21 protein-coding genes are annotated in these 24,245 nt (G+C 68.8%); 6 read left to right on the top strand and 15 right to left on the bottom strand.

The annotated features are described in order from the left end of the window. Window positions 1-2 precede the first annotated feature (2 nt). The gene (locus C8D81_RS12610) at window positions 3-1,916 is read left to right on the top strand and encodes a glycogen debranching N-terminal domain-containing protein (RefSeq protein ID WP_208109266.1); all 1,914 of its coding nucleotides are present in this window, start codon (window positions 3-5) and stop codon (window positions 1,914-1,916) included. Between the two features lie 229 nt (window positions 1,917-2,145). Here the strand turns inward: C8D81_RS12610 and C8D81_RS12605 are convergent, their stop codons facing one another. Then, the gene (locus tag C8D81_RS12605; RefSeq protein WP_208109265.1) at window positions 2,146-2,658 is read right to left on the bottom strand and encodes a MarR family winged helix-turn-helix transcriptional regulator; all 513 of its coding nucleotides are present in this window, start codon (window positions 2,656-2,658) and stop codon (window positions 2,146-2,148) included. Between the two features lie 69 nt (window positions 2,659-2,727). On the opposite strand from C8D81_RS12605, the gene C8D81_RS12600 reads away from it, so the two are divergent. After that, window positions 2,728-3,543, top strand: a complete 816-nt coding sequence (locus C8D81_RS12600) for an SDR family NAD(P)-dependent oxidoreductase (protein WP_133626165.1) — start codon at window positions 2,728-2,730, stop codon at window positions 3,541-3,543. Window positions 3,544-3,653: 110 nt separating this feature from the next. Here C8D81_RS12600 and C8D81_RS12595 read toward each other — a convergent pair whose 3' ends face one another. Both C8D81_RS12595 and pgi read right to left on the bottom strand, forming a co-directional pair. After that, a complete protein-coding gene (locus tag C8D81_RS12595) occupies window positions 3,654-4,316 on the bottom strand; it encodes a SanA/YdcF family protein (protein ID WP_094356717.1) in 663 nt (220 codons plus the stop codon). Between the two features lie 38 nt (window positions 4,317-4,354). Then, entirely contained in the window at window positions 4,355-6,031 is a 1,677-nt protein-coding gene (pgi, locus tag C8D81_RS12590; protein ID WP_094356718.1) for a glucose-6-phosphate isomerase, read from the bottom strand. Between the two features lie 92 nt (window positions 6,032-6,123). Between pgi and C8D81_RS12585 the strand changes: the two genes are divergently transcribed. Together C8D81_RS12585 and C8D81_RS12580 are read left to right on the top strand one after the other, a co-directional pair. Then, window positions 6,124-6,453, top strand: coding sequence for a plasmid stabilization protein (locus tag C8D81_RS12585; RefSeq protein ID WP_094430750.1), 330 nt, complete (start codon window positions 6,124-6,126; stop codon window positions 6,451-6,453). Window positions 6,454-6,485: 32 nt separating this feature from the next. Then, window positions 6,486-8,045, top strand: a complete 1,560-nt coding sequence (locus C8D81_RS12580; protein WP_094426197.1) for a deoxyguanosinetriphosphate triphosphohydrolase family protein — start codon at window positions 6,486-6,488, stop codon at window positions 8,043-8,045. A gap of 56 nt (window positions 8,046-8,101) precedes the next feature. Here C8D81_RS12580 and C8D81_RS20975 read toward each other — a convergent pair whose 3' ends face one another. The 11 genes from C8D81_RS20975 to C8D81_RS12530 form a co-directional block, all read right to left on the bottom strand. Next, window positions 8,102-8,242 carry a hypothetical protein gene (locus C8D81_RS20975; protein WP_166646799.1) on the bottom strand — a complete coding sequence of 47 codons (141 nt, stop codon included), beginning with the start codon at window positions 8,240-8,242 and terminating at the stop codon, window positions 8,102-8,104. A gap of 419 nt (window positions 8,243-8,661) precedes the next feature. Next, window positions 8,662-9,816, bottom strand: coding sequence for an SH3 domain-containing protein (locus C8D81_RS12575; RefSeq protein WP_094430752.1), 1,155 nt, complete (start codon window positions 9,814-9,816; stop codon window positions 8,662-8,664). 114 nt (window positions 9,817-9,930) lie between these two features. Next, the gene (locus tag C8D81_RS12570; RefSeq protein ID WP_166646798.1) at window positions 9,931-10,533 is read right to left on the bottom strand and encodes a TetR/AcrR family transcriptional regulator; all 603 of its coding nucleotides are present in this window, start codon (window positions 10,531-10,533) and stop codon (window positions 9,931-9,933) included. Window positions 10,534-10,649: 116 nt separating this feature from the next. Beyond that, window positions 10,650-11,213: a TetR/AcrR family transcriptional regulator gene (locus tag C8D81_RS12565; protein WP_144009108.1), complete on the bottom strand. Its 564-nt coding sequence runs from the start codon at window positions 11,211-11,213 to the stop codon at window positions 10,650-10,652. A 59-nt stretch (window positions 11,214-11,272) separates the two neighbouring features. Next, window positions 11,273-11,641 (bottom strand): DoxX family protein, encoded by a 369-nt coding sequence (locus tag C8D81_RS12560; RefSeq protein ID WP_094356724.1) that lies wholly within the window; start codon window positions 11,639-11,641, stop codon window positions 11,273-11,275. Window positions 11,642-11,704: 63 nt separating this feature from the next. Continuing rightward, complete coding sequence (locus tag C8D81_RS12555) at window positions 11,705-12,691, bottom strand: NHL repeat-containing protein (protein WP_094404425.1); 987 nt, start codon at window positions 12,689-12,691, stop codon at window positions 11,705-11,707. Between the two features lie 57 nt (window positions 12,692-12,748). Next, the gene (locus C8D81_RS12550) at window positions 12,749-13,468 is read right to left on the bottom strand and encodes an alpha/beta fold hydrolase (RefSeq protein WP_133626164.1); all 720 of its coding nucleotides are present in this window, start codon (window positions 13,466-13,468) and stop codon (window positions 12,749-12,751) included. After that, on the bottom strand, window positions 13,465-14,481 hold the full coding sequence (locus C8D81_RS12545; protein ID WP_094356727.1) for a VOC family protein: 1,017 nt from the start codon (window positions 14,479-14,481) through the stop codon (window positions 13,465-13,467). Before C8D81_RS12545 ends, C8D81_RS12550 begins: the two co-directional genes overlap by 4 nt. 338 nt (window positions 14,482-14,819) lie before the next feature. After that, complete coding sequence (locus tag C8D81_RS12540; protein WP_133626163.1) at window positions 14,820-16,655, bottom strand: acyl-CoA dehydrogenase; 1,836 nt, start codon at window positions 16,653-16,655, stop codon at window positions 14,820-14,822. Window positions 16,656-16,797: 142 nt separating this feature from the next. Further along, window positions 16,798-17,616, bottom strand: a complete 819-nt coding sequence (locus C8D81_RS12535) for an HAD-IIB family hydrolase (protein ID WP_208109264.1) — start codon at window positions 17,614-17,616, stop codon at window positions 16,798-16,800. 9 nt (window positions 17,617-17,625) lie between these two features. Beyond that, on the bottom strand, window positions 17,626-18,780 hold the full coding sequence (locus C8D81_RS12530; RefSeq protein WP_094356729.1) for a hypothetical protein: 1,155 nt from the start codon (window positions 18,778-18,780) through the stop codon (window positions 17,626-17,628). Window positions 18,781-18,931: 151 nt separating this feature from the next. Between C8D81_RS12530 and C8D81_RS12525 the strand changes: the two genes are divergently transcribed. Continuing rightward, complete coding sequence (locus tag C8D81_RS12525) at window positions 18,932-20,305, top strand: HNH endonuclease signature motif containing protein (RefSeq protein ID WP_133626162.1); 1,374 nt, start codon at window positions 18,932-18,934, stop codon at window positions 20,303-20,305. Window positions 20,306-20,363: 58 nt separating this feature from the next. Here C8D81_RS12525 and C8D81_RS12520 read toward each other — a convergent pair whose 3' ends face one another. Further along, window positions 20,364-21,281 carry an intradiol ring-cleavage dioxygenase gene (locus C8D81_RS12520; protein ID WP_133626161.1) on the bottom strand — a complete coding sequence of 306 codons (918 nt, stop codon included), beginning with the start codon at window positions 21,279-21,281 and terminating at the stop codon, window positions 20,364-20,366. Between the two features lie 228 nt (window positions 21,282-21,509). Between C8D81_RS12520 and C8D81_RS12515 the strand changes: the two genes are divergently transcribed. Beyond that, window positions 21,510-24,245, top strand: a 2,736-nt coding sequence (locus C8D81_RS12515) for a 5'-nucleotidase C-terminal domain-containing protein (protein WP_208109263.1), incomplete at its 3' end; no start/stop codon positions are given.

Below are 24,245 nucleotides of genomic sequence, written 5' to 3'. Positions count from 1 at the left end.
CGGTGAGCGAATCCGGCGAACTCGCCCGGCGGACGGCGGCTGCCCGGGCCGCGCAGGCCCTGCACGACCTGGTGACCACGGTGGCCGCGCCGACGGTGGCGCTGTCCGGGGCGTCCGGCGACATGGCGCCCGGGCGCGCGGAGGGCGTGCTGCACGCCGACGTGCGGACCCTGTGCCGCAACGAGGTGCTTGTCGACGGTGAGCGGTTGACGCCGCTGGCCTGGTACGCCGAGGGTGCGGAGACCGTGTTCGTGTCGGCGGTCCAGGGGCCGAAGGATCCGGAGCTGCGGTTGGAGCGGCGGCGGGCGGTCCGCCCCGGTGAGCTGACCGAGACGCTGACCCTGCGCGGGCTGGATGATCTGGATCGGGATGGGGTGCTGCTGGAGGTGCTGCTGGCCAGCGACGGCAGCAATGTGGGGGCGATCAAGCAGGGTACGCCGCAGCCGCCGATCACCTTCTCCGGTGAAGATTCCGGGGATTCGGTCAGCTTCGGCGAGGACGTGGTCTCGACACTCTCGGCACCGGGTGCCGAGGTGCTGGCCGAGGGTGAGGTGTTGCGACTGCGCTGGCGGGCACCGCTGCCGGTCGGGGGTGAGCTGCGGCTGCAGTGGCGGTTGACGATGCGCGACGGTGGGGGTGTGCTGGTGGCGCCGAGCGACCCCGGACTGCCGGTGGCGGCGCTGGCCGAGGCGGCGCTCGGCCCGGTCGCGGACCGTTATCGACCCCAGCTCGAACCGTGGCTGCGGCAGTCGCTGCACGATCTGAACGGGTTGCGACTGGCGACCGCGGATCGGCCGGTGGAGACCTTCTTCGCCGCCGGTGCGCCCTGGTATCTGACCCTGTTCGGCCGGGATTCGTTGTGGGCTTCGCGTTTCCTGGTCGAGCTGGACTGGCGACCGGCCGCCGCGACGCTGCGTACGCTGGCCGCCCGGCAGGGTCGCCGCGAGGATCCGGAAGCGGCCGAACAACCGGGCAAGATCATGCACGAGCTGCGCCGCGGCACCTACGTGATGGCCGAGCTGACCTTGCCGCCGCTGTATTTCGGCACCATCGACGCGACCGCGCTGTGGGTGTGCCTGCTGCACGATGCCTGGCGGGCGGGGATGCCGGAGGCCGAGGTGCGCGAGCTGCTGCCGAACCTGCGGGCGGCGTTGGGTTGGATCACCGGCGGGGCCGATGCCGATGGCGACGGGTTCGCCGAATATCTGGACACCACCGGGCATGGATTGGCCAACCAGGGTTGGAAGGATTCGGCGGATTCGGTCCGGTTCCACGACGGTTCGCGGGCCGAGGGGCCGATCGCACTGGTGGAGGTGCAGGGGTACGCGCATCAGGCGGCGCGGGCGGGCGCGGAACTGCTGGCGGCGTACGGATCGGATGAGGATGCCCGCGAGGTGAACCGGTTGCAGACCTGGGCCGCGGAGCTGGCGGATCGGTTCCGGGCCCGCTTCTGGTGCGAGCGCGACGGTGACCGTTTCCCTGCCCTGGCACTGGATGCGGTCAAGCGGCCGGTGGATTCGGTGACCTCGAACATCGGGCATCTGCTCGGTACCGGAATCCTCTCCGCCGAGGAGGAGGCGCTGGTCGCCGATCGGCTGGTACGCGAGGATCTGGATTCGGGGTTGGGGTTGCGCACGATGGCGAGCACCGAGGGCGGTTATTCCCCGCTCAGCTATCACTGCGGCAGCGTCTGGCCGCATGACACCGCGGTAGCGATCCGGGGCCTGCTGGTGGGCGGATTCGTCGACCAGGCACGGAAACTGGCCGAGGGACTGCTGGTCGCCTCGCAGGCCTTCCGTGGTCGACTGCCGGAACTGTGGTCGGGCGACCCGGAGCCGATCCCCTACCCCGCCTCCTGCCATCCGCAGGCCTGGGCCGCCGCGTCGGTCTTCGTCGCGGCCCGCGCCCTCACCTGACGCTCATCGAGCAGCTCGCGCAGCGATCCCCCTCCGTTCATCGAGTAGCTCGCGCAGCGATCCCCCTCGTTCATCGAGTAGCTCGCGCAGCGATCCCCCTCCGTTCATCGAGTAGCTCGCGCAGCGAGCGTGTCGAGATGAACCCAACGCAACCTGCTCATCTCGACATGGCCGCCATTGTTCCGCTTCGCTGCGCATGGCGGCCTACTCGATGAGCGTTTGAGCGTGGTCAGCCCGTCCGGTCGTGCCGGGGAGCCACCCCGAACTCGTCCTCGAAACTCGCCAGCAGCCTTGCCAGCAAGGGATTCAGCCGGGTGAGCTGGGCCGGGGCGAGCGCACCGAAGAGCTCGGCCTCGATGGCGGTCCGGGTGGCGGTGGCCCGCCGCCAGCGCCGCCGTCCGGCGGTGGTCAGGCGTACCGGGCGGCTGCGGCCGTCGGCCCCGGCCACCGGTTCGACCAGGCCGGCCTCGGTGAGCCGGGCGATCCGGACACTGACCGTGCCCGAGGTGAGGCCGAGTTGATCCATCAGCAGGCTGGGCCGGCAGGTCCCCCCGGCGCGTTCGATCACCGAGAGCGCCTCCCAGTCGGCCAGGCTGAGTCCGTTCTCGTTGGCCGCGCGCTCCAGCACCCGGTTGAACTGCCGAGCGAGCCGGCCGATCCGCTGCCGCGCCGCCTCCACCTCCGCATCCACCGGATCCATCTGTGCCAGCCACACCTCGAGTTCGTTCTCGACCGAGTCCACACCGAGCCCCTTTACCTTGAACCTCAAGATGATCTAATGTCTTGAATCTCAAGATATCAGGAGGAGAACATGGCTGTCTGGTTCATCACCGGAACGAGCACCGGCTTCGGCCGCGCGATCGCGGAGCAGGCCCGGGAGCAGGGGCACACCGTCGTCGCCACCGCGCGGGACACCGGGGCGATCGCCGACTTCACCGATGCCCTGCGGCTGGATGTCACCGATCAGGCATCGATCGATGCCGCGGTCGGTGAGGCCATCGCCCGGCACGGCCGGATCGACGTGCTGGTGAACAATGCGGGGCACGGACACCTGGGCGCCGCGGAGGAGGTGACACCCGAGGAACTGACCGCACTGTGGGAGGTGAACGTGCTCGGCGCCTTCCGGGTCACCCGGGCCGTGCTGCCCCAGTTGCGCGCCCAGGGCGGCGGGCACATCGTGCAGTTGTCCTCGGTGGGCGGGGTGGTCGGCAATCCCGGCCATGCGGCCTACGCCACCACGAAGTTCGCCCTGGAAGGGATGTCGGAGGCGCTGGCCGGGGAAGTACGCGACCTGGGCATCCGGGTCACGATCGTCGAACCGGGCCCGTTCCGCACCGACTTCGCCGGCCGCTCGATCGGCCGGGCCGAGCCGCTGGCGGCGTACGACGAGACCCCGGCCGGGCAGCTGCGGCGCGGTTTCGACGATCAGGACGGTCAGCAGCCCAACGATCCGGCCGCCGGTGCGCGCGTCATCCTGGCCGCTGTCGCGGACCCGGATTCCCCACTGCGGCTGCCGTTGGGCCCGGAGGCGGTGCAGCGGATCCGGACCAAGCTCACCGATCAGCTGGCCGACCTCGACCGGTGGGAGGAGCGGTCGGTGGATACGCGGTACGCCAACGGCGGGTGAGCGAGCGCCAGCGAGTCGAAGCCTCGGAGGGGACGGGGAGTCATCTCGGCACGGCTGCCATTGCTCCGCTTCGCTCCGCATGGCGGCCTACTCGATGAGCGTGGGTCCCACTAGCGCAGGGCTTCGGTGACGCTGGTCTCCTTGGAGCCGAGGATCGGGGTGCGGCGGGTGGCGACGTCCCACATCATCTTGAAGTTGGCGAAGAGCTCCCGCACCTGGCCGGAACGCCAGGTGCTGCCATAGGTGCGGACCGAGTAGTCGCCGACACCCTGGGCATCGACGCCGACGAGCCGGCAGGTCGTCACCGCGCGGGGGATGTGATAGCCCTGCGTGACCAGCGTCAGCCGGTCGACACCGAAGATCTGTTTGGCGCGTACGCAGGAGTCGTAGGTGTCGAAGCCGGCGTAGTCGGCGACCACCTTGCCGGCCGGAACCCCGTTGCGGATCAGGTAATTCCGCATCCCATCCGGCTCGTTGTAGTGCTCCTCACCGTTGTCTCCGGAGACCAGGATCACCTTGACCTTGCCGGCCTCCAGCAACCGCTGCGCGAGATCGAGACGGCCCTTCAGATAGGGCGAGGGGGTGCCATCGGGATAGATCTCCGCACCGAGCACCAGCGCCACCGGGGCGAAGGGCACCTTCTGGGCGGAGAAGGTCTGCGGCTGGGCGGTGGACCGGACGAATCCGGCCGTACCCAGCACCGCCAGCGCACCCGCCACGCCCACCACCGCACACGTCACGACCGCGCGCTTGAGGAACCGAGCAGCGGGCATGTCGCCAGAATAGTTGGGCCGGGAAAGACCCGGCCGCCTCAGCGACGATGCGCCAGGTAGTAGCGGATCAGCGCACTGGTGGACTGGTCCTGCTCGGCCAGCGCGGCCTCGTCACCGCCGACCGCGGGAGTCAGTTCCTTGGCGAGCTGCTTGCCCAGCTCGACGCCCCACTGGTCGAAGGAGTCGATCCCCCAGACCACGCCCTGGGTGAAGGTGATGTGCTCATAGAGCGCGATCAGCTGGCCAAGCACCGAGGGGCTCAGCTCCGGGGCCATGATCGAGGTGGACGGCCGGTTGCCGGAGAAGACCCGCGCCGGCACGATCTCCTCCGGCGTACCCTCCGCCCGCACCTCGTCGGCGGTCTTGCCGAAGGCGAGCGCCTTGGTCTGGGCGAAGAAATTCGCCAGGAACAGCTCGTGCACGTCGGCGTCGCCGTCCTTCAGCGGATGGGCCGGGTTGGCGAAGGCGATGAAGTCGGTCGGGATCAGCCGGGTGCCCTGGTGGATCAGCTGATAGAAGGCGTGCTGGCCGTTGGTGCCGGGCTCACCCCAGAACACTTCGCCGGTGGAGGTGGTGACCGGGCTGCCGTCCCAGCGCACCGACTTGCCGTTGGATTCCATGGTCAACTGCTGCAGATAGGCCGGGAAGCGGTGCAGGTACTGGCTGTAGGGCAGCACGGCGTGACTCTGCGCACCGAGGAAGTTGTCGTACCAGACGTTCAGCAGGCCCATCAGCATCGGTACGTTGCCGGCGATCGGGGTGTTCTTGAAGTGCTCGTCGATCGTCCGGAAGCCGGCCAGGAAATCGGCGAACCGCTCGGGTCCGATGAAGATCGCGATCGAGGTGCCGATGGTCGAGTCGACCGAGTAGCGCCCGCCGACCCAGTCCCAGAAGCCGAAGGCGTTCGCCGGATCGATGCCGAAGGCCTCGACCTTGTCCAGAGCGGTGGAGACGGCGACGAAATGCTGGGAGACGGCGCGGCGGGCGTCGTCCTCGCTGTCGCCGACGATGCCCCGCTCGCGGAGTTGATCAAGGAGCCAGGTCCGCGCCAGCCGGGCGTTGGTGAGGGTCTCCAGGGTGCTGAAGGTCTTGGAGGCGACGATGAACAGCGTGGTCTCGGGGTCCAGGCCGAAGGTCTTCTCGGCCAGGTCCGTCGGATCGATGTTGGAGATGAAGCGGCACTCCAGGCCCAGCTTGCCGTAGGGCTTGAGCGCCTCGTAGACCATCACCGGACCAAGATCAGATCCGCCGATACCGATGTTGATCACGGTCTGCACCGGTTTGCCGGTGACCCCGGTCCACTCGCCGCTGCGCACCTGGTCGGCGAAGGCGTACATCTTGTCCAGCTCACCGTGCACGTCGGCGACCACGTCCTGGCCGTCGACGGTCAGCTTCGCCTCCCGCGGCAACCGCAGTGCGGTGTGCAGCACCGCCCGGTCCTCGGTGACGTTGATGTGATCACCGCGGAACATCGCCTCGGCGCGTTCGGGTACGCCGACCTCGCGGGCCAGTTGCACCAGTGCCTGCGCGATCGGCGGGGTGATCAGGTTCTTGGACAGGTCGACGACCAGATCGCCGGCGGTCAGCGTCATCGCCTCGGTCCGCTTCGGGTCGCTGGCGAACCAGCCCCGCAGATCGGGCTCGAAGGCGTCGGCCAGGTCGGTGAGCGTGGCCCAGGGCGCGGTGGCGGTGGCATCAACGGGAGCGCTGGTCATGGGGCCAACTCTAGGACGCCGGCCGCCTCGGTTGGGGCGAGGTCCCCGCGGGTACCGTGGGTCGAGGAACGACTCTCATCGAGGAGGACCGGATGACCCCGCAGGAACAGTGGTCGGACAAGCGCGAGCGGCAGTACGAGCACATCAAGGAAGGGCTCACCGAACGGGGCCGCGACGAGGACACCGCCGAGGAGATCGCCGCCCGCACGGTGAACAAGGAACGCGCCCGCGCCGGCGAATCGAAGCAGGCCAGCAAAACCTCGACCGAAGACATCTCCTCGGAACGGCGCGGCGGCCTGCGCTCGCACAGCGGTCCCGGCGGGCGTACCAGAGACCAGTTGTACGCCGAGGCGAAACGCAAGGGCATCAAGGGCCGTTCGAACATGACCAAGGACCAGTTGGAGCGGGAGCTGGACCGCTGACCGATCCGGACCGCGCGCGCTAGATTCGATGCATGCCGGTCGCAGCCAAGGATCCCGTCGAACTGGATGAGGTACGCCTGGCGCGTCGGCACGAGGAGAGCGAGCTCTGGGAGCCGCTCACCGCCGGGGCGGAATCGGAGTTCCGGGTGGACCTGGAGCGGCTGCGGTTCGCACCGGCGTTCGCCCGGTTGGCCGATGTCACCCAGGTGGTCACCGCCGACGCGACCGACGGGGTGGTGCACAACCGGCTCACCCATTCGATCAAGGTCACCGCGCTGGCGCGCGGGATCGCGGTCGGGTTGCGGCAGATCGCCGACCCGGCCGATATCGAGCGCTGGGGCGGGCTGGACCACGTCGTCGCGCAGGCCGGTGCCGTCGCCCACGATCTGGGGCATCCACCCTTCGGCCATCTCGGCGAGCGCACCCTGGACCGGATCGCCCGGGAGCGGTTCGGGCTGGCCGACGGTTTCGAGGGGAACGCGCAGACCTTCCGGATCATCACCGAGCTGGAGGTGCACGGCGCACACGACGACGGGCTGAACCTGACCGCGGCGGCCCGGGCGGCGGTGTTGAAGTATCCGTGGGGCCGGTTCCATGCACCCGATCCGCATCCGAGCCAGTGGCAGGACCGGCCGCGTGGGGCGAACCCGGGTGCGCACGGCTCGGGGGCCGCGAAGTTCAACGCCTACGTCCCCGATCTGGCCGAGATGCTGGAGGTGCTGCAGGGTTTCGAACTGCCGCCGGGCCGGCAGACGCTGGAGTGCGCGGTGATGGATCTCGCCGACGACATCGCCTACTCACTGCACGATCTGGAGGACTTCCACCGCTCCGGAGTGCTGCAGTACTCCCCCATCTCGGGCGAGTTCCGCAGCTGGCTGGGCGAGCAGGAGCGCTGGCTCGGCGTACCCGATGCCGAACTGGAGACCCTGGTCCGCAAGCCGGGTGCAGGTCTGGAACGGCTGCGGCGCGCGGCGCGGGACAAGGATGACTGGGTGTTCGACGACGACATCTTCACCGAGGCGGTGAAGATCGTCGGAACCGAGTTCGTCGACGGGGTGCTGGTGACCCCGTTCGACGGGTCACGCGAGGCGGACCGGGCGATCTCGGGGTTCGTGAGCCGCTGGATCGACCACTTCACCGCGGCGGTCCGGATGAACCCGGACCCGGCGACCGCGCGGACACCGGTGGTGACGGTCAACCCGCTGGAGTGGCACCAGATCCAGGTGCTGAAGTTCATGCACCAGTACTTCGTGCTGCACCGCCCGGATCTGGCGATGGTGCAGCGCGGCCAGTCGATGCTGCTCACCGATCTGGTGGAGACCTTCGACTCGTGGCTGAGCGACCGGTTCGACGCGACCAGGGCGCCGCGGCGGTTGCTCGATCTGGTGGCCCTGTCCGAGCAGGGGCATCAGCGGGTACGCGAGGAGCATCCCGAGTGGTTGGACGGGCGAACCGACCGCGGCGACGTCGCGCGGATGGCGCGCGGGCGGGCGATCACCGACTTCGTGGCCGGTTTGAGTGATGCCCAGGCCGTGGCGTACGCCGGCCGGCTCGGCCCGTCCTCGGGGCTGCTCTGGGCCAGCGGGGTCTAGGACCGCGGCCGCGGAGCAGCTACCTGGGGGTGTGGCCCCAGGGGTGGCTCAATCGCTCAGTAGAGGCGCGAGCGCTGGGCGACGAGGATCAGCTCGTCGCGCATCGCCGGGGTGGCGGCGCTGTTGATCGCGCGCTGCACGGCCCGCTGGGTGCGGTTGGCGGCGCGACGCTGGCGGAAGTTCTTGGCGAAGGACATGCTGTTCATCTTTCCGACGAACCCTGACCCGCAGGTCGGGGAATTTTCTGTGATTAGGGGTTGTCGCCAATGACATCTTCAGTATAGGCGTCTGACTACGGGAAATCCAATTGGATATGCGCTGGGTGATATGACCTGGATCACCCCTGCGGGACAGCGTGTGGGCCATGACACAGCAGCACGATCCGACCACGGCTCCGGCGGCGGTTGGCCTCCGCGCCATCGGGGACGAGCCCGTCCACGGCCGGTAGGTAGGTAGAATAAATGATCATGGAATATTCGTACCTGCATACGTATGTTTGCAGATGAAGGTCCGGATATTCCTTGATCATTTTGGGAACCCGGCGCGTAGGCGAACCCGACGATCCCGGAAAACGACGAAGCCCCCTGCCGGAGCAGGGGGCTTCGCGGGTCTCGGCTCAGGAACCGCCGATGGAGATGTGCACGTGGTCCATGTGGTTGGCGGTGGCCGAACCACGATCGGACATCGAGCGCCAGCCCTCGGAGGAGCGCTGGGTGGTCCAGATCTTCTGCTGGTAGATGACCTGGGAGATGCCGTAGGAGCCGGCGTTGGCCTTGGCCCACTCGGCGATCTGCCAGCCGGAGGAGCTGTTCGAGATCATCACGTCCAGCGCCAGCCCGGCCGGGTGCCGGTAGTCGACGTTGTCCGGTCGGACGCCGCCGTAGCTGTCGGCGGCACCGGGGAACTTCGCGCAGACGGCCTGCTGCACGCGGGCGGTGCTGGCCTGCAGGCCGGCGACCGGCTTGCAGCTGCCCGAACCGGCGGGAGCCGGGGCCGGGGCGGCGGGGCCGTTGCCCGAGGCGGTCTTGCCGGAGCTGGAGGAGCTGGAGGACTTCGACGGGGTCGACGACCGGCTCTGGCTGCTGCTGGCCGGGGCGCTCGGCTTGGCGGAGGCGCTGGGCTTGTTGCTGCTCAGGTATTCGCTGGAGACCCAGCCGGTCTTGCTGTCGAGCAGAATCTGGCTGAAGCCGGAGGCGGTCTTGCCGGTGATGGAGACGGCGTCCCCTTCGGCGACCGAACCGATCTTGTCGCTGTCGGCGCTCGCCTCGACCCGGACATTCACGGTCGCGGTCGCGTACCGGGTGCCGGCGACGGTCGGCTTGCTGGTCGGCGACGGCGCCAGGGTGGACACCTTCATCAGCGGCGCCTCGGCGGGCCGCGGCGCCGGCTGCTGACCCTCGGGGGAAACGCCCTCCGACGGGCTCGCCTCGGGGGTCGGCACGTCGATCGCGGTGCGGGACTGATCCCGGCTGGTGGTATCGGCGGTCCGCGCCTCGGGCGGGGCGGCCGGCGCAGCGGTCGCGGCGGCCGGGGCCGCGGCGATGCTGCTGTCATCGGGACGCGGCCCGGTGACACCGGCGAGCGCCAGCCCGGCGAGCACCGACAGGGTCAGTACGCCGGGGAGCGCGAAACGACGGATCCGGGAGCGGAACGCGCTGGCACCGGCGGGCTCGTCATCCACCAGGGCCCGCTGGGGCAGATGCTCCACAGCGGACTCGTCGATGCGGTCATCGGCGAGCGAGTCGGGCAGCTGCTCGGGAGAGTCGGACAAGATCAGGCCTTCGCGTCGAGATCATTTCGTGACAAGGACGGGGCGAGTCTAAGCAGGTTCGCCCGCAAAAACGAAATTTTTGGGGCTGTTTCTCTCAGAAAACCCGCAGAACTCTCAGACTTCCCCGGATTCGGTGGCCCGGCAGAGGTCGGTGAGCTGGCGGGCGAACTCCCGCAGACCGGCCCGACAGGCCTCATCGTCGCGAGTGCTGAGCCAGACCATCGTGTTGCCCTCGATCACCGTGATCACCAACTGCACCAGCAGCTCGCGGTCGGTGCGCAACGGCCCGTACCGGGCCTCGAGCTGGTCCAGCGCACCGCGTACCACCGCCGCGGAGACCTCGAACCGCGACCCGGCGAGCTCCTGCAGTCCCGGCGTACGCGCGGCGTAGTGCCCGAGCTCGAGCAGCGCCTGCTCCTCACCCGGGTGCTCGCGGACGAACTCGAAAGTGCTCAGCAGCAGCTTCTCGATGTCGCACCCCAGGTCGCCGCTGGGCTCGAACCCCGGCACCAGGTGGGATTCGCGCTGCACCACCGATCGGATCAGCGCGGCCATCAGGGCCTGCTGGGACTCGAACACGTAGTGGAAGCTGGCCAGCGGCATGTCCGCCTCGGCACAGACCGCACGCGTCGTCGCGGCCGCGACCCCGTCGCGGGCCATCACCCGGAAGGCGGCTTCGAGCAGCAACTCCTGCCGGCGTGCGGGTGGAATGCGCATCGACCTCTCCCTGGGACGACCCGCCCCGGCCGGGCAGGCTGTCCGGGAGGTTAGACCATCGCCCCGGGCCGCCGGGGTCCGGTCCATTCCCTGACCCGCGGCCGGTACGCCCGGGATCAGTCGGTGGGCGTCTCGTCCCGGCCCCGCCGCAGCTCCTCGAGGACCCCCGCGAAATGCTCCGACTCCTGGACGTGGCCCGGCAGATCGGCCGCCAGCACGTGATAGATCGTGAAGCAGCGCCCCAGGAAGTCGAGCGCGTCGGCGTACGTGCCACCGGCCCCGTTGATCACGATGTCGACCACCTCGCCGAGGACCTGCCGGACATCCACCCCGATCCGGGGTACCGCGGAGGCGGAGGTGAAGGCACGGAAGATGACCATCATGCTGTCCGGATCCTGGCTGACGACATCGAAGTAACCGGCCAGCATCCGTTCGGCGGAGAACGGCGGCGTGGCCCGGGCCTGGATCATCTGGGTGAGCGTCTCGGCGGCCTGCGCGTGGGCCTCCAGGAAGGCGTTCTCCTTGTTGCCGTAGATCTGGCTGATCCGGGGCTGGGAGACCCCGGCGGCCTGGGCGATGTCGGCCAAGGTGGTGCCGTCGTAACCCCCTCGAGCGAAGGCGCGGATCGCGGCCCGCGTGATCTCGGCCCGGCGGCGACTACGACTGATGGCATCTGGCACGGGCGACAGTGTACGGGCGCCCCCACAGATGTTTCACCAGGTGGGGATCCAGCCCTTGTTCAGTCGCGGCCGGCCCGCCAGGCCGCGCGGATCAACGGGAGCTGCAGCGGCAGTCGGGCCAGCGTGATCGCCTGCCGGGTCCGGTTCGTCCCGGCGAGTGCGTCGACGGTCATCTGCACGTTCCCGGGGAACACCGCGACCAGCAGCGCCGCGCTCGCGACCCCCGCGGCCCGCCGACTGGCCGGCAGCAGCAGACCGACCGCGCAGACCAACTCGGCGATGCCCGAGGCACCGATCACCTCCCGGTCCGCGGGCACCCAGCTCGGGATCAGCGGCTTGAACACCTTCGGCTTCACCAGATGCACGACCCCCGAGACCAGGAAGGCGGACACCACGAGTTTGGCATCGGTACGCAGGGGTGCGGTCACGGTTCTCCTTGGGTGCTCGACGGCGGGCGAGGGCCCAAGGCTATCGGTGACCCCGCCAGGATCTCAGCGGGCCGGCAGCCGGGTGATCCAGTAGGACGCGGTGCCCGGCGAGGCCACCCCGAAACGGGCGTTGACCGCCCACAACCAGCCGCCCAGCAGGGCCGCGGTGGAGGGGATGTCGAGGGTCTCGTCGCTGCGCGCGCCCTGCCACTTGGCCCGCCAGCCACCGCTGCCGTCGGGGCTCAGTTTCAGCACCGAGACCTCGTACTGGCCGCTGCCGCGGACGTTGTAGAGCCACTCGCCGGACCGTTCCAGGCCGTCGCCGCCGGTGATCCCGGGCCCGCCGGAGACCGGGATCTCCCGCGCCACCCCGGTCACCGGGTCGACCTGCCAGAGGCCGCCGTGCTGGCTGTTGTTCAGGATCAGCGACCCGTCGGGCAGCTCGCGGATGCCGTTGGCGTTCACCGCGGTACCGTCGCCGGCCGGCCAGGCACCGCCCAACGGGATGAAGGTGGGTGCCGCACCGGTCGGCGTACCCGCCGTGGTGAGCGGGATCCGGGTCAGCCGGTCGACCCGGGAGTCGGTGACGAAGACGGCATCGCGGGTCACCACCAGGTCGTTCAGGAAGACCCCGCCGGGCACCAGCTGGTCGAACACCACCGCCCCGGTGTTCGAGTCGATCGCCCAGACGTGGGCCTCGCTGCCGACGTTGCCGGCGGCCCAGATCAGCCCGGAACGCGGGTCGTGGCGCAGGCCGCGGACCTGGCGGCCGGCCTGACCGGCCCACACGGTGGTGACCGCCCCGGTCACCGGGTCGACGCGGACGATCCGGCCGTCGGCCAGCGAGCCGACGAACAGCGCGGTCGCCGAGGCGGTGATGCCCTCGGGCCGGAGGCCGTCCGGCAGCGCGATGGTCTCGGGAGCCGGGGTACGCCGCCGCCCTGCGGCGTACGCGGATCCAGCGGTGCCGCCGAGCGCACCGGTGGCGAGCGCGAGACCACCGGCGGCCAGCAGCGCGGCACGGCGGGAGAATCTCGATGAGTTGTCCATGGGTCATTCTCGCCGACGGATCGGCGGGGCGCCATGGCCGCGCTGCGCTGCCGGCGGTCAGCCCTGCTGCTCGGCCACCTCGAGCAGCCGATCGACGAGCTCGTCGGGCCGGGCCAGGAACGGCGAATGCCCGCCCGGCATCCGCCGTGGTTCGATCCCGAGCCGCTGCCGCGCCAGCGCCGACCCGGCATCCGCGGAGACCACCCGGTCATCGGCACAGGCGAGGTAGTCCATCGGCACGCTCGGCCACTCCACCAGCGGGGTGACCTCGGTCAGCGGCGTCATCGCCTGCGGCCGCAGCTCGGCGAGGGCGGCCTCGACCAGGGCCGGATCCGCCACGTCGTGGTAGAAGATCTCCCGCGCCAGCTCGGCCGGCCATTCGGTGCGCCCGTCGGGCAACCGGACCTGCTGCGGGAGGTATTCGGTGAGCCACTGCTCGGTCATCACCTGGTGCCCGGTGGCGCGCTGACCCGCCAGGCTGTCGCCCACCTCGGGCAGCAGCGCGGCGAGGAAGATCATGCCGCGTACCGGGCGGAGCGCCGGCAGCAGCGGCGCGGTCAGCCCACCGGCCGAGTGGGCAACGACCACCAGGTCGTCGATCCCGCGCCACTGCTCGACGATCTGGGCGGCGTAGTCGGCGGCGCCCTGGGTGGGATCGTCGATCGGCATCGTCACCGTGACCGACGGCACGCCGCGGCGTTCCAACGCCTGCCTGGTCGGGTCCCAGCATCCCCCGGTGTGCCAGGAACCGTGCAGGAAGCCGAAGGTCGGGCTCATGCCAGCGCACCCAGTCGGGCACCGGTGCCGTCGATCGGCTCACCGGTGGCGAGGTCGACGACCGGCGTACCGAAGAGCATGAACTCCTCGGGGAACAGCGACGAGCCGACCGAGACGCCGCAGCCGTTCATGAACTCCTCCACCGACCACACCTTGGTGTCGACGTCGGGATCGAAGTTGAGGAAGCCGACGGTGCCGAAGAACTCGATCCGGTTGCCACCGGGTTCGAAGACGTAGAGGTAGAGGCCCTGGGTCGCGCCGTGCATGCCGGGGCCCATCTCGATGCGTACGCCGTTCTCCCGGCAGATCTCGAGGAAGTCGAAGCTGTACTGCGGGCTGCCGAAATAGAAGGCGAGGTGGTGCAGCCGCCCCTTGGCGCCGGACGCGTCGTTCATCACCGCGATCTCGTGGGAGAGCTGGTTCACGCTCAGCCAGGCGCCGACATCGACGTTGCCGTCGACCATCACTTCGCGGACGTCGAAGCCGAGGGTCTGCTCCAGCGCATCCTTCTGGGCGCGCACGTCGGAGGCGAGCAGGTTGACGTGGTCCATGCGGCGGACCGGTACGCCCTTCAGCGGGCGCTTCGAGGCGCGGGTCAGGATGGGTGAGCGCAGCTCCGGCGGCGCCTGATACTTCTCCACGTTCCAGATCAGCTCCATCGAGTGACCGTCGGGTGTCTGGAAGGCGAAGGTCTCACCGACGCCCTCGTCGCCCCTGGTCGGGCCGAGGCCGAGGCCGGCCTTGTCGACGGCGTCCCGGCGGCGGTCGAAGGCGTCCTGGGAGGTGGTACGCCACCCCATCACGCCGATCCCGGCGCGGTCGGCGGCGGTCAGCTTGAGCGAGTGGTGGTAGGGATCCTCGAAGGCGCGCAGATAGACGGAGTCGCCGACGCGAGCGGTCTCCCGCATGCCGAGCAGTTCGGTGAAGAACCAGAGCGAACCCTCCAGGTCGGGGGTCATCAGCTCGGCTCGCGCGAGGTGCGCGATCTCCAGTCGGGGTCGGGCAGTGGACATGGGTGCTCCTTGTTTCGGGCAGGCGTCAGCGCCTGCCGGACGTGGGCTTCGCGGGGAAGACCTGAGCGGCGCGGGACCGCGCCGCGGACGCACTTTCCCGGATGCAGGAGCTCGCTGCGATCAGGCGTGCTTGGCATCGAGTGTCCGCGGCGAGCGAGGCACGACACCATGGCGCGTTCCGCAGAACGGCACATTTCCTTATTGATCAGTAAGGATGATTTCACTGCCCACTGAAACGCGACGCAGCCCCGGTCCACCAGTCGGTGGGCCGGGGCTGCGGTCGGGGAGACGCGGGCCGGTCAGGCGGGTCGTCCAGCCGGGTCGATCAGCCGGGTCGATCAGAATGCCGACTCGGGCAGCTCCATCGCATCCAGGGTGGTGGCCTCGAGCATCTTGCGCTCGGCGGTCAGCTGCGGCAACCGGGTCCGGGCGAACCACTGGGCGGAGGCGATCTTGCCGGCCAGGAAGTCCTTCTCGGCACCGGTGGCACCCTCGAGCTGGGACTGCGCCACCTCACCGGCGCGGATCAGCAGCCAGGCACAGACCAGGTCACCGAGGGCCATCAGCACCCGGCTGGTGTTCAGCCCGACCTTGTAGAGGTCCTTGGGGTTCTGCTGCGCACCCATCAGCACCTGGGTCAGCATGCCGACCATCAGCGCGGCATCCTCCGCGGCCCGGCCGAGCAGCTTGCGCTCGTCGGTCAGCGGGCCCTCGATGCCGAGGAATTCCTCGATCTGCTTGGATACCACGCCGATCGCCCGACCCTGGTCCTTGACGATCTTGCGGAAGAAGAAGTCCTGACCCTGGATCGCGGTGGTGCCCTCGTAGAGGGTGTCGATCTTGGCGTCGCGGACGTACTGCTCGATCGGGTAGTCCTGCAGGAAGCCGGAGCCACCGAAGGTCTGCAGGGTCTCGGTGCCCAGGGTGGTCCAGGCGCGCTCGGAGCCGTAGCCCTTGACGATCGGCAGCAGCAGATCGTTGACGCCCTCGGCCTCTTCGTCGGTACGCCCCTCGGCCGCGGCCTGCCAGACCCGGTCCTGCCAGCTGGCGGTGTAGAGCACCAGCAGCCGCAGCGCCTCGGCGGTGGACTTCTGGGTGAGCAGCGAGCGCCGGACGTCGGGGTGATGGGTGATGGTGACGCGCGGCGCATCCTTGGCCGGGGTCAGCATGTCGGCACCCTGGACGCGCTGCTTGGCGTACTCCAGCGCATTGAGGTAGCCGGTGGACAGGGTCGCCATCGCCTTGGTGCCGACCATCATCCGGGCGTGCTCGATCACCTGGAACATCTGCGCGATGCCGTCGTGCACCTCGCCGAGCAGCCAGCCGACGGCCGGGGCGCCGTCACCGAAGGTCATCTCGCAGGTGGCGGAGACCTTCAGACCCATCTTCTTCTCGACATTGGTGGCGTACACGCCGTTGCGCTGATCGGTGAAGACCTCGCCGGACTCCATGTCGAACATGTACTTGGGCACCAGGAACAGCGAGAGACCCTTGGTGCCGGGGCCGCCGACGCCCTCGACACCGTGGGGGCGGGCGAGCACCAGGTGCATGATGTTCTCGGTCATGTCCTGCTCACCGGAGGTGATGAAGCGCTTCACGCCCTCGATGTGCCAGGTGCCGTCGGCCTGCGGGAGGGCCCGGGTACGCCCGGCGCCCACATCGGAGCCGGCATCGGGCTCGGTCAGGATCATCGTCGCGCCCCACTGGCGGTCGACCATGTGCTGGGCGATCTTCTGGTCCCGCTCGGTGCCGTTCTCGTGCACGACCTGGGCGAACTTGGGGCCCGCGGAATACATGTAGAGCGCCGGGTTGGCACCGAGGATCTGCTCCATCGCGGCCCAGCGCAGCGAGGGCGGGGTCTCCTGGCCGCCGAGCACCTCGGGCAGCTCGAGCCGCCACCAGTCGGAGTCCATGTACTGCTTGAACGCCTGCTTGGTCGACTCCGGGATCGTCACCGTGCGGGTCTGCGGGTCGTAGATCGGGGGGTTGTGGTCACCCTCGGCGTAGGGCTCGGCGATCCGGGTCGCGCAGAGGTGCTCCATCTCGCTGAGCACCGCCTCGGCGGTCTCGCGGTCCATGTCCTCGGCCGGTCCGGTGCCGAGCACGGCGTCGCGGCCGAGCACGTCGAAGAGATCGAAGGTGATGTCACGCAGGTTGGACTTGTAGTGCGTCATGGGGCTACCTCATTGGAACGACAGCAGTCTGGGCTTCACGATCCATTGAACTACTGGCCAGTAACAAATGCAAGGGACCCCGACTTCGTCAGCAGTTATCGCCGGTGTTGCGAGCGCGGACCGGCCGGTTGGCCCCAAGAGATCAGAGCAGATGGGTCGCCAGCCAGTCGGCGACCGCCTCGGCGTCGTTGCCGGCGGGCAGGATCTCGTCGGCGGCCCGGATCGCGAGCGGGTCGGCGTCGACCATCGCGATCCCGCGGCCGGCCCAGCGCAGCATCTCGACATCATTGGGGGCATCCCCGAAGGCGACCACGGCCTGCCGGTCGATGCCGAGGCGGCTGCACAGCCTGGCCAGGCCGCTGCCCTTGTCGACGCCGGCGGCGGCCACCTCGACGAAGGGGGCGCCGGAGCGAGTGGCAGTGATTTCCTTGATCGACAATGAGTTGATCATGGACTCCAGCTCGGCGGCCGGGATGCTGGGGTCACGGGCGACGAACTTGACGCAGGGTTCGGAGAACAGCTCCGGACCGTCGATGATCATGATCTCGCGGATCGGTCTTCCATGATCACCATCGGCCAGAAGTTGTCGGTATCCGGCCTCGGCGCAGAAGGTGCGCCCCAGATCGCGGATCACCGCGAACCGCACGTCGGGGGCGAGCTCGCGGAGGCGAGTGGCGAGTTCGGCCTGGATCGGTGGGGCGAGGGTCCGGGCGTACGCGACCTCCCCCGTGCCGAGGTTCTCGGCGAACGCCCCGTTGGCACAGATCGCCCAGCCGTCGAAGTTCGCCGCGCCGGTCACCTGCAGCAGCGGCCCGGGCTGGCGGGCCGTCACCGGGACCACCAGGATCCCGCGCTCGCGCACCCGATCGAGCACCTCGGCGGTCCGCGGACCGATGCTCAGGTCGCTGCGCAGCAGGGTCCCGTCGAGGTCGGTGGCGATGAGTTGGATGGGGTCGGGCACATGGGCACCCTAGCGAGAGAACGCGTTCCAACCCCGCTGAGTCACTTCGTCCCGTCCTGCAAAGCGCTCTGCCTGCTTTGCGGTCAGGAATGGATGATGCAGACGATGCCTCAGTTCCTCGACGAACTCCCCTAGAGCTGCAATCAGATCATCCACGGAGGACGAGCTGAGCCCGGGCTCACCGTTACAGCCGTTCCTGAAGAACTCTGCATATTCAAGCTGACGCACACTCTCCGGACAGCCCAAAAGCCTGCCCGCACAATAGTCGACGACCAAGGCGAGATCGCTGTCGACGAGGGTCCGCCCAAGGAGGCCTGCGCGCGGATCTGAGAGATCCTCATTGCACAGGTCTTGGAATGCGAGCAGGGGAGGGCGAACCTCATCCAAAGTGGGCACACGCCCGGGCCCATACACGCTTCGGAGATCCGTAAGTCTCTGCACCAGATCGGCGCGCGCCGTGGCAATCTGCTGCGTTCGTGTGCGCTGACAGCCCACCATGTAAAGGATGAGGGCCACCACCACGCTTCCCCCGATGATCGACAATGCCTCGGTTGCCCACGTGGTCGCCACAAACCCCGCCAGCAGTGCCAACTGAGCGAAGAGCCAAAGGTTGGCACTTCTGCGCTGCCAGGGTGCACCATCGCGAGTGCGAGTCGAGAGGATCGGCATGCCGGCGTAAGCCACCCGGACAGTCAGCGCTGCGCCAATCTGCAGGGTGAGAACGATGACACTCAGAACGATGCGATAGGCCTCGTTGGGAGCTCGGACCGCCATCACTACTTGGAACGCGACGGAGACGATCAGAGCGAAGATCAAAACCCACCGAAGAGCTGCATTGGCAGGTATCATCATTCGACCAATCCACTCCATCGCCCGACGGCTGAGGACGAATGGCACCAAGAACATCATTCCAGCGAGACCTGCTGCGAAAAGCACCAGCCCAGCCGCGAACCCGAATGAGTGGGCAGGGGGCATCGCCACCAAGAGACCAACGCATGCGATGAGACCAAACCCAGCGCACACGACGCGTTTCCTGGCACGCGATCGCTTGGCCAACGGGTTCTGCTTCCCACTGTCGCGCTGCGACTCATACCGGTCCGCGAAGCGCTCCCGGATCTGGATCGCGGTTTCAAACAACTCCGTGTGTCTCACGTGATTCAACATGATGTGTTCCTCTCCTGGGGATTCCCAGCATCCAGGGAGGCACTGACAGTCCAGGCGTGGCGGTCAGAAAGTTGTCCACAGATTTCGAGATTTCTCGCCAGTGCGGGCAATCCGGGCCGAGACCGTCAGACCCGTTCTATTGAATGGGGACATGACCTGCAGCGCAGCACGTTACGTCGAGACCGTGGAGACGGTCGACGAACTGCTGCGCCAACTCCTCGCCGACGGTGACGAGCGGTTGCTCACCGACGAGCAGAGGCTGCACGTCGCCGAGGTCGACGAACGGATCGCCGCCCGCTTCCAGGCGCACTCCACCCGGACCCTGGCCGGCATCAGTACGAGCAACGCCACGCGGCAGGTGCACGGGGTGCGGACCACGACCTGGTTGCGGGAAAGCCACGCCTACGCAGGCAATCAGGCTGCGGGGGCGCTCCGCGAGGCCATCCGGACGATGGACGCACCGTTGGTGTGGCGGGCACTGGCCGAGGCCGCGATCTCACCTCGGCAGGCGACCGCGATCCTGGAATCGTTGAAGCATCTGCCGCCGGATCTGCCACCAGGCAAGGAAACCGCCGCCCAGCAGACCATGGTCGAACAGGCCCAACGGTGGGATCCGGTCGAGCTGCGCGAACTCGGCAACCGACTCGTCGAGGTGATCGACCCCGACCACGCCGACGCCCTGCTGGAACGCCGACTCGAGCAGGAAGAGCAGTCGGCTCGCCGCAACCGTGCACTCCATCTGCACCACGACGGCCACGGTTCGACCCACATCAAGGGTCAGCTCCCAGCTGCCGAGGGCGAGAAGCTGACCGCGCTGTTGGATGCACTGGTCGATCGGCACCAGGCCGACGAACCACCGCTCTGCGGATCGTCCTGCGCGGGGCCGTCGTGTGGATTGTGTGGCGGCCGCCCGTCGCGGGCGATGGGCCGCGCGGACGCACTCATGGAGGTCGCCCAGGCGTACGCCGACGCCCGGCACGCACCCGCCCACGACGCCGATCGCGCCCGGGTGAACGTCACCGTCGGCCTGGATACCCTGCGTCGCGGCATCGGCTGCACCGACACCACAGCCGGCCCGATGTCCGCGCAACAACTCCGCCTCCTGGCCTGTGATGCCGAGATCATCCCCATCGTCCTCGGCGGGCTCGGAATTCCCTTGGATGTAGGGAAATTGCGCCGCTTCTTCACCGGTGAGCTCCGCGCTGCCCTGATTGCCCGTGACGGTGGCTGCATCTTCCCCGGCTGCGACCAACCCGCCCGTCGCTGCGGCGCTCACCACATCCGCCCCTGGTGGTGTGGCGGACCGACCAGTCTCGACAACGGCGTACTCCTCTGCCCGCACCACCACGCCCTGGTCGAACCCTCGAGAAATCAACTGCACAACGAAAATCGCTGGGAGGTCCGCCTGAATCCCGCCGATCGGCTGCCGGAGTTCCTGCCACCACAGGGATTGGACCGCAATCGTACGCCGCGGCGGCATCTGCGACACCGGGTCCGGCAACACCCCATCGGCGACGACCACTGACCGGGTTCATCTCGACACGCTCGCTGCGCGAGCTACTCGATGGACGTGAGCAGGACAGTCACCGCGGTGGGCGGCCACCCATCCCGCCACCGCCCGGGGCGGTCGTGGTGTCGATGGCGACCGGCAGCGACCCGGCGTACCCCGAGGCCACATCCCCAGTCATCGTCGGGAGCTGCAGGTTGACGTCACCGTCGCCGAAGAGGCGGTCGTCGGCCGGCTGGGTGCCGACCCGGGCCAGATTCCTTGCCGAATTGGGATAGCGACTGTCCGCGTACACGGCCGTGAGCATGTCCGCCGGGAAGGCGACCTGTGAGGTGGCGATCGCATTCTGCACATCGGTCGCCGAGGCCAGGTCGCCGAAGACCTCGAAGTGGAAGTGCGTCCACCGCCCCTGGTAGCAGCCGGGCACGATCGTGGTGAAGGTGACCCGACCCTGGTCGTCGGCGACCTGGATGCCGCGCAGCCAGGTCTCGTTCTCGACCCCGTCGGTGTACATCGAATAGCGCCCCTGCGCGTCGCAGTGCCACAGATAGACCGCCGCGCCCGCGAACGGCACGTTGCCCTTCGCCATGTCGGTGAGCGTGAACGTGAAGGTCAGCGGTATGCCCGCGACGGGTGTTCCGCCGCCCAGGTTGGTGCGGATGTCGCTGCGCTCGATCCTCGACTGCCGGAGGATGTTCAGGTCTGTGGTGCCGTCCGCTGGGTACGGCCCGTTCGTCTCCTCCGGGATCTCTCCCACCGCGGTACCGGAGGTCGCCGCGGCCGACTCCGTGGTCGCACCGACGCCGGTCGTGCACGCCGCCAGCGCCGCCACCCCGCCGGCGCCCAGCAGCCCCAGCATCCCCCGGCGACTCAGCACGGTCCGGATGTCGAAGGCCGCGCCCTGGTCGATGACCTCCTCGCCGGGCCGGTCGAGCAGTCGTCCCTGGTACGCCGGGCCGGCGGGGGTCTGCTGCGGTTCTGGGCTGTTCGTCATCGGTGTCTCCTGACTGTCACTCGGTCGAGGACGACTCTCCCCCGCGTACCTGCCCACCCACTGTCCCTGCCCTGTCCAACGGCTGTGGACGGGTTCCGGGCAAAGGAAACATTCCGCCAACAATCGTCGACATCGGTTGCGGCCGGGTTGGCCGAGGCATTTGGGTGGTTCGGGGCACCGGGTTCGCCCTGCCCTGAGTTCGCTCTGCCCATTCTGACTAGGAGAGTCATGCAGATTCCTGGCTGGTTCCGGGGAGCCGCCGCCACGGCGTGCGCCCTCGGCCTCGTTGCCGGGCCGGTTGCGACGGCGTACGCCGCCCCGACGCCCACCCCGTCACCCTCGACGACGCGTACCCCCGCGCCCACCCCGTCCGCCCAGTCCTCGTCCGCGCAGTCCCCGACCGCGAGCACGACCGCGAGCGCCACGCCGTCGCGTACGCCGGCGAAGGTCAAGGCGACCCCGGCGGCGCAGTGCGTCAACGAGAGCAAGCTGACGCTGCTCGGCTTCAACGACTTCCACGGCCGACTGGCCCAGAGCAACCCGGACACCGTCGGCTTCTTCGGTGACATCGAGAAGCTGCGCGCCGAGGCCGGTGGCGACGCCAACACGATCCTCTACGGCGCCGGCGACTCGGTCGGCGGGTCGCTGTTCACCTCCGCCTCGCAGGACGACAATCCGACGATCGACATCCTGAACGCGGCCGGCGTCGACGGCAGCGCGGTCGGCAACCACGAGTTCGACAAGGGCGCCAAGGACTTCACCGACCGGATCGTTCCGCGGGCGAAGTTCCCCTACACCGCCGCGAACATCGTCAGCACCAGCACCGGTCAGCCGATCGCCCAGCCCTACACGATCTTCGACAAGGCCGGCCTGAAGGTCGCCGTCGTCGGCGCGGTCACCGGAGATCTCGGCTCGCTGGTCTCCCCCGCCGGGATGGAGGGCTGGAAGGTCACCGATCCGGTGGACGCGGTGAACGCCCAGGTCGCCCAGCTCAAGGACGGCAACCCGGCCAACGGTGAGGCCGACCTGGTGATCGCCTCCTTCCACGAGGGTTCCCCGGGTTCGACCACCGAACCGACGACCGCCCCGCCGTCGGCGCCGGCGTTCGACCGGATCATCAACGGCACCGATTCGCGGGTGTCGGCGATCCTGAACGGCCACACCCACCAGACCTACGCCTACCAGGCCCCGGTCCCCGGGATGACCGGTGTCACCCGTCCGGTCATCCAGACCGGTTCGTACGCCACCAACATCGGCAAGATCGAACTCGGCTTCGACCCGGCGACCAAGCAGGTCGGCTGCTATTCGGTGGCCAACATCAAGTCGACGATGACCTCCGCCACCGCCACGGCCACCTATGAGCGGGCCCGGCAGGTGAAGACGATCCTGGACGAGGCGCTCGCCCAGGCGAAGGTTGTCGGCTCCCAGGTCGTCGGTGAGGCCACCGCGCCGATCGCCCGCGAGGCCGGCGCGAGCCGCAACCGCGAGTCGGTGATGAGCGACACCGTCGCGCAGATGTTCTATGACCAGCTGTCGGCAGGCAACCCGAACTTCATCGGCATGCAGAACCCCGGTGGCACCCGCGCCGACATCAACGCCGGCGAGATCACCTACGAGGAGGCCGCCTCGATCCTGCCGTTCGCCAACTCGCTGATGACCACCGAGATCACCGGTGCCCAGCTGAAGACGGTGCTGGAGCAGCAGTGGCAGCGCGATGCCGCCGGCAACGTGCCGTCGCGGCCCTACCTGCAGCTCGGACTGTCGCGGAACGTCAGCTACACCTACGACGCCTCCCGCGCCGAGGGCGATCGGATCACCTCGATCGCGATCAACGGCAAGGCAGTGGATCCGGCCGCGAAGTACACCGTCGGTTCCGGCTCCTTCCTGATCGCCGGCGGCGACAACTTCTTCGAGCTCGGCAAGGGCACCAACACCAGGGACTCCGGCCGGGTGGACCTGGAGGCGTTCGTCGACTGGGTGAAGAAGAACACCCCGCTGTCGCCGAGCTACGCCCGCCAGTCGGTGTCGATGACCCCGAAGGCCGACGTGCTCGAGGAGGGGAAGGCGACGACCTTCAGACTCGGCGTACCGAGCACGGTCGCCCCGGACACCATCGACATGACCGTCAACGGCACCACCGCCCCGCCGCAGCCGAACACCAGGGTGGTCGCGACCATCAACGACCAGCAGGTCGGTGAGGCCGCGATCAGCAACGGCCAGGGTGAGCTGACGGTGACCCTGCCCGCGGGAATGCCGGCCGGCCCGGCGATCCTGAAGCTGGTCGCCAGCCCGACCAACACCACCGCCTACGTCCCGGTCACCCTGCAGCCGGCGTACGGTCCGCTCGGCAAGCCGATCGGCAACAAGTTCTGCGGGCTGCGCGACGGCGGCTGCGGTCAGCACTTCGAGAACGGTTCGGTCTATTCCTCGCCGAACACCGGTGAGCACGTGGTGAAGGGCGCGATCCGCGACAAGTGGGCCGCGACCGGCTGGGAGACCGGCAAGCTGGGCTACCCGACGAGCGATGAGTTCTGCGGGCTGCGCGACGGCGGCTGTGCCCAGCGCTTCGAGGGCGGGCTCATCTACTGGACCCCGGCAACCGGCGCGTACCCGGTCTGGGGTGCGATCTCGGTGGCGTACGCCGACGTGCGCTGGGAGACCAGCAAGCTCGGTTACCCCACCTCCGATGAGTTCTGCGGACTCCGCGACGGTGGTTGCGCCCAGCGCTTCACCGGCGGCCTGATCTACTGGTCGCCGGCGTCCGGACCGGCCCCGGTCTGGGGAGCGATCGGGCAGAAGTACGCCGACCTGGGCTGGGAGACCGGTCAGCTCGGCTACCCGCTCGGCGGGGAGTTCTGCGGACTCCGCGACGGCGGTTGCGCCCAGCGCTTCCAGGGCGGCTCGATCTACTGGAGCCCCGCCTCCGGCGCCCACCAGTCCTGGGGTCTGATCCGCGACTACCTG

The sequence above is a fragment of the Enemella evansiae genome (assembly GCF_004362375.1).
GTDB lineage: Bacteria > Actinomycetota > Actinomycetes > Propionibacteriales > Propionibacteriaceae > Enemella > Enemella evansiae.
The sequence above is the reverse complement of the archived record's forward strand: the minus strand, read 5'-3'. Positions and strand labels throughout refer to the sequence as shown.

What these genes read in the sequence shown, in the direction of transcription:
- C8D81_RS12600 (WP_133626165.1), top strand. Translation starts at nt 2,728, where the DNA reads ATGGCTGTCTGGTTCATCACCGGAACGAGCACCGGCTTCGGCCGCGCG.
- C8D81_RS12595 (WP_094356717.1), bottom strand. Translation starts at nt 4,316, where the DNA reads ATGCCCGCTGCTCGGTTCCTCAAGCGCGCGGTCGTGACGTGTGCGGTG.
- pgi (WP_094356718.1), bottom strand. Translation starts at nt 6,031, where the DNA reads ATGACCAGCGCTCCCGTTGATGCCACCGCCACCGCGCCCTGGGCCACG.
- C8D81_RS12585 (WP_094430750.1), top strand. Translation starts at nt 6,124, where the DNA reads ATGACCCCGCAGGAACAGTGGTCGGACAAGCGCGAGCGGCAGTACGAG.
- C8D81_RS12580 (WP_094426197.1), top strand. Translation starts at nt 6,486, where the DNA reads ATGCCGGTCGCAGCCAAGGATCCCGTCGAACTGGATGAGGTACGCCTG.
- C8D81_RS20975 (WP_166646799.1), bottom strand. Translation starts at nt 8,242, where the DNA reads ATGTCCTTCGCCAAGAACTTCCGCCAGCGTCGCGCCGCCAACCGCACC.
- C8D81_RS12570 (WP_166646798.1), bottom strand. Translation starts at nt 10,533, where the DNA reads ATGCGCATTCCACCCGCACGCCGGCAGGAGTTGCTGCTCGAAGCCGCC.
- C8D81_RS12555 (WP_094404425.1), bottom strand. Translation starts at nt 12,691, where the DNA reads ATGGACAACTCATCGAGATTCTCCCGCCGTGCCGCGCTGCTGGCCGCC.
- C8D81_RS12550 (WP_133626164.1), bottom strand. Translation starts at nt 13,468, where the DNA reads ATGAGCCCGACCTTCGGCTTCCTGCACGGTTCCTGGCACACCGGGGGA.
- C8D81_RS12545 (WP_094356727.1), bottom strand. Translation starts at nt 14,481, where the DNA reads ATGTCCACTGCCCGACCCCGACTGGAGATCGCGCACCTCGCGCGAGCC.
- C8D81_RS12540 (WP_133626163.1), bottom strand. Translation starts at nt 16,655, where the DNA reads ATGACGCACTACAAGTCCAACCTGCGTGACATCACCTTCGATCTCTTC.
- C8D81_RS12530 (WP_094356729.1), bottom strand. Translation starts at nt 18,780, where the DNA reads ATGTTGAATCACGTGAGACACACGGAGTTGTTTGAAACCGCGATCCAG.
- C8D81_RS12525 (WP_133626162.1), top strand. Translation starts at nt 18,932, where the DNA reads ATGACCTGCAGCGCAGCACGTTACGTCGAGACCGTGGAGACGGTCGAC.
- C8D81_RS12520 (WP_133626161.1), bottom strand. Translation starts at nt 21,281, where the DNA reads ATGACGAACAGCCCAGAACCGCAGCAGACCCCCGCCGGCCCGGCGTAC.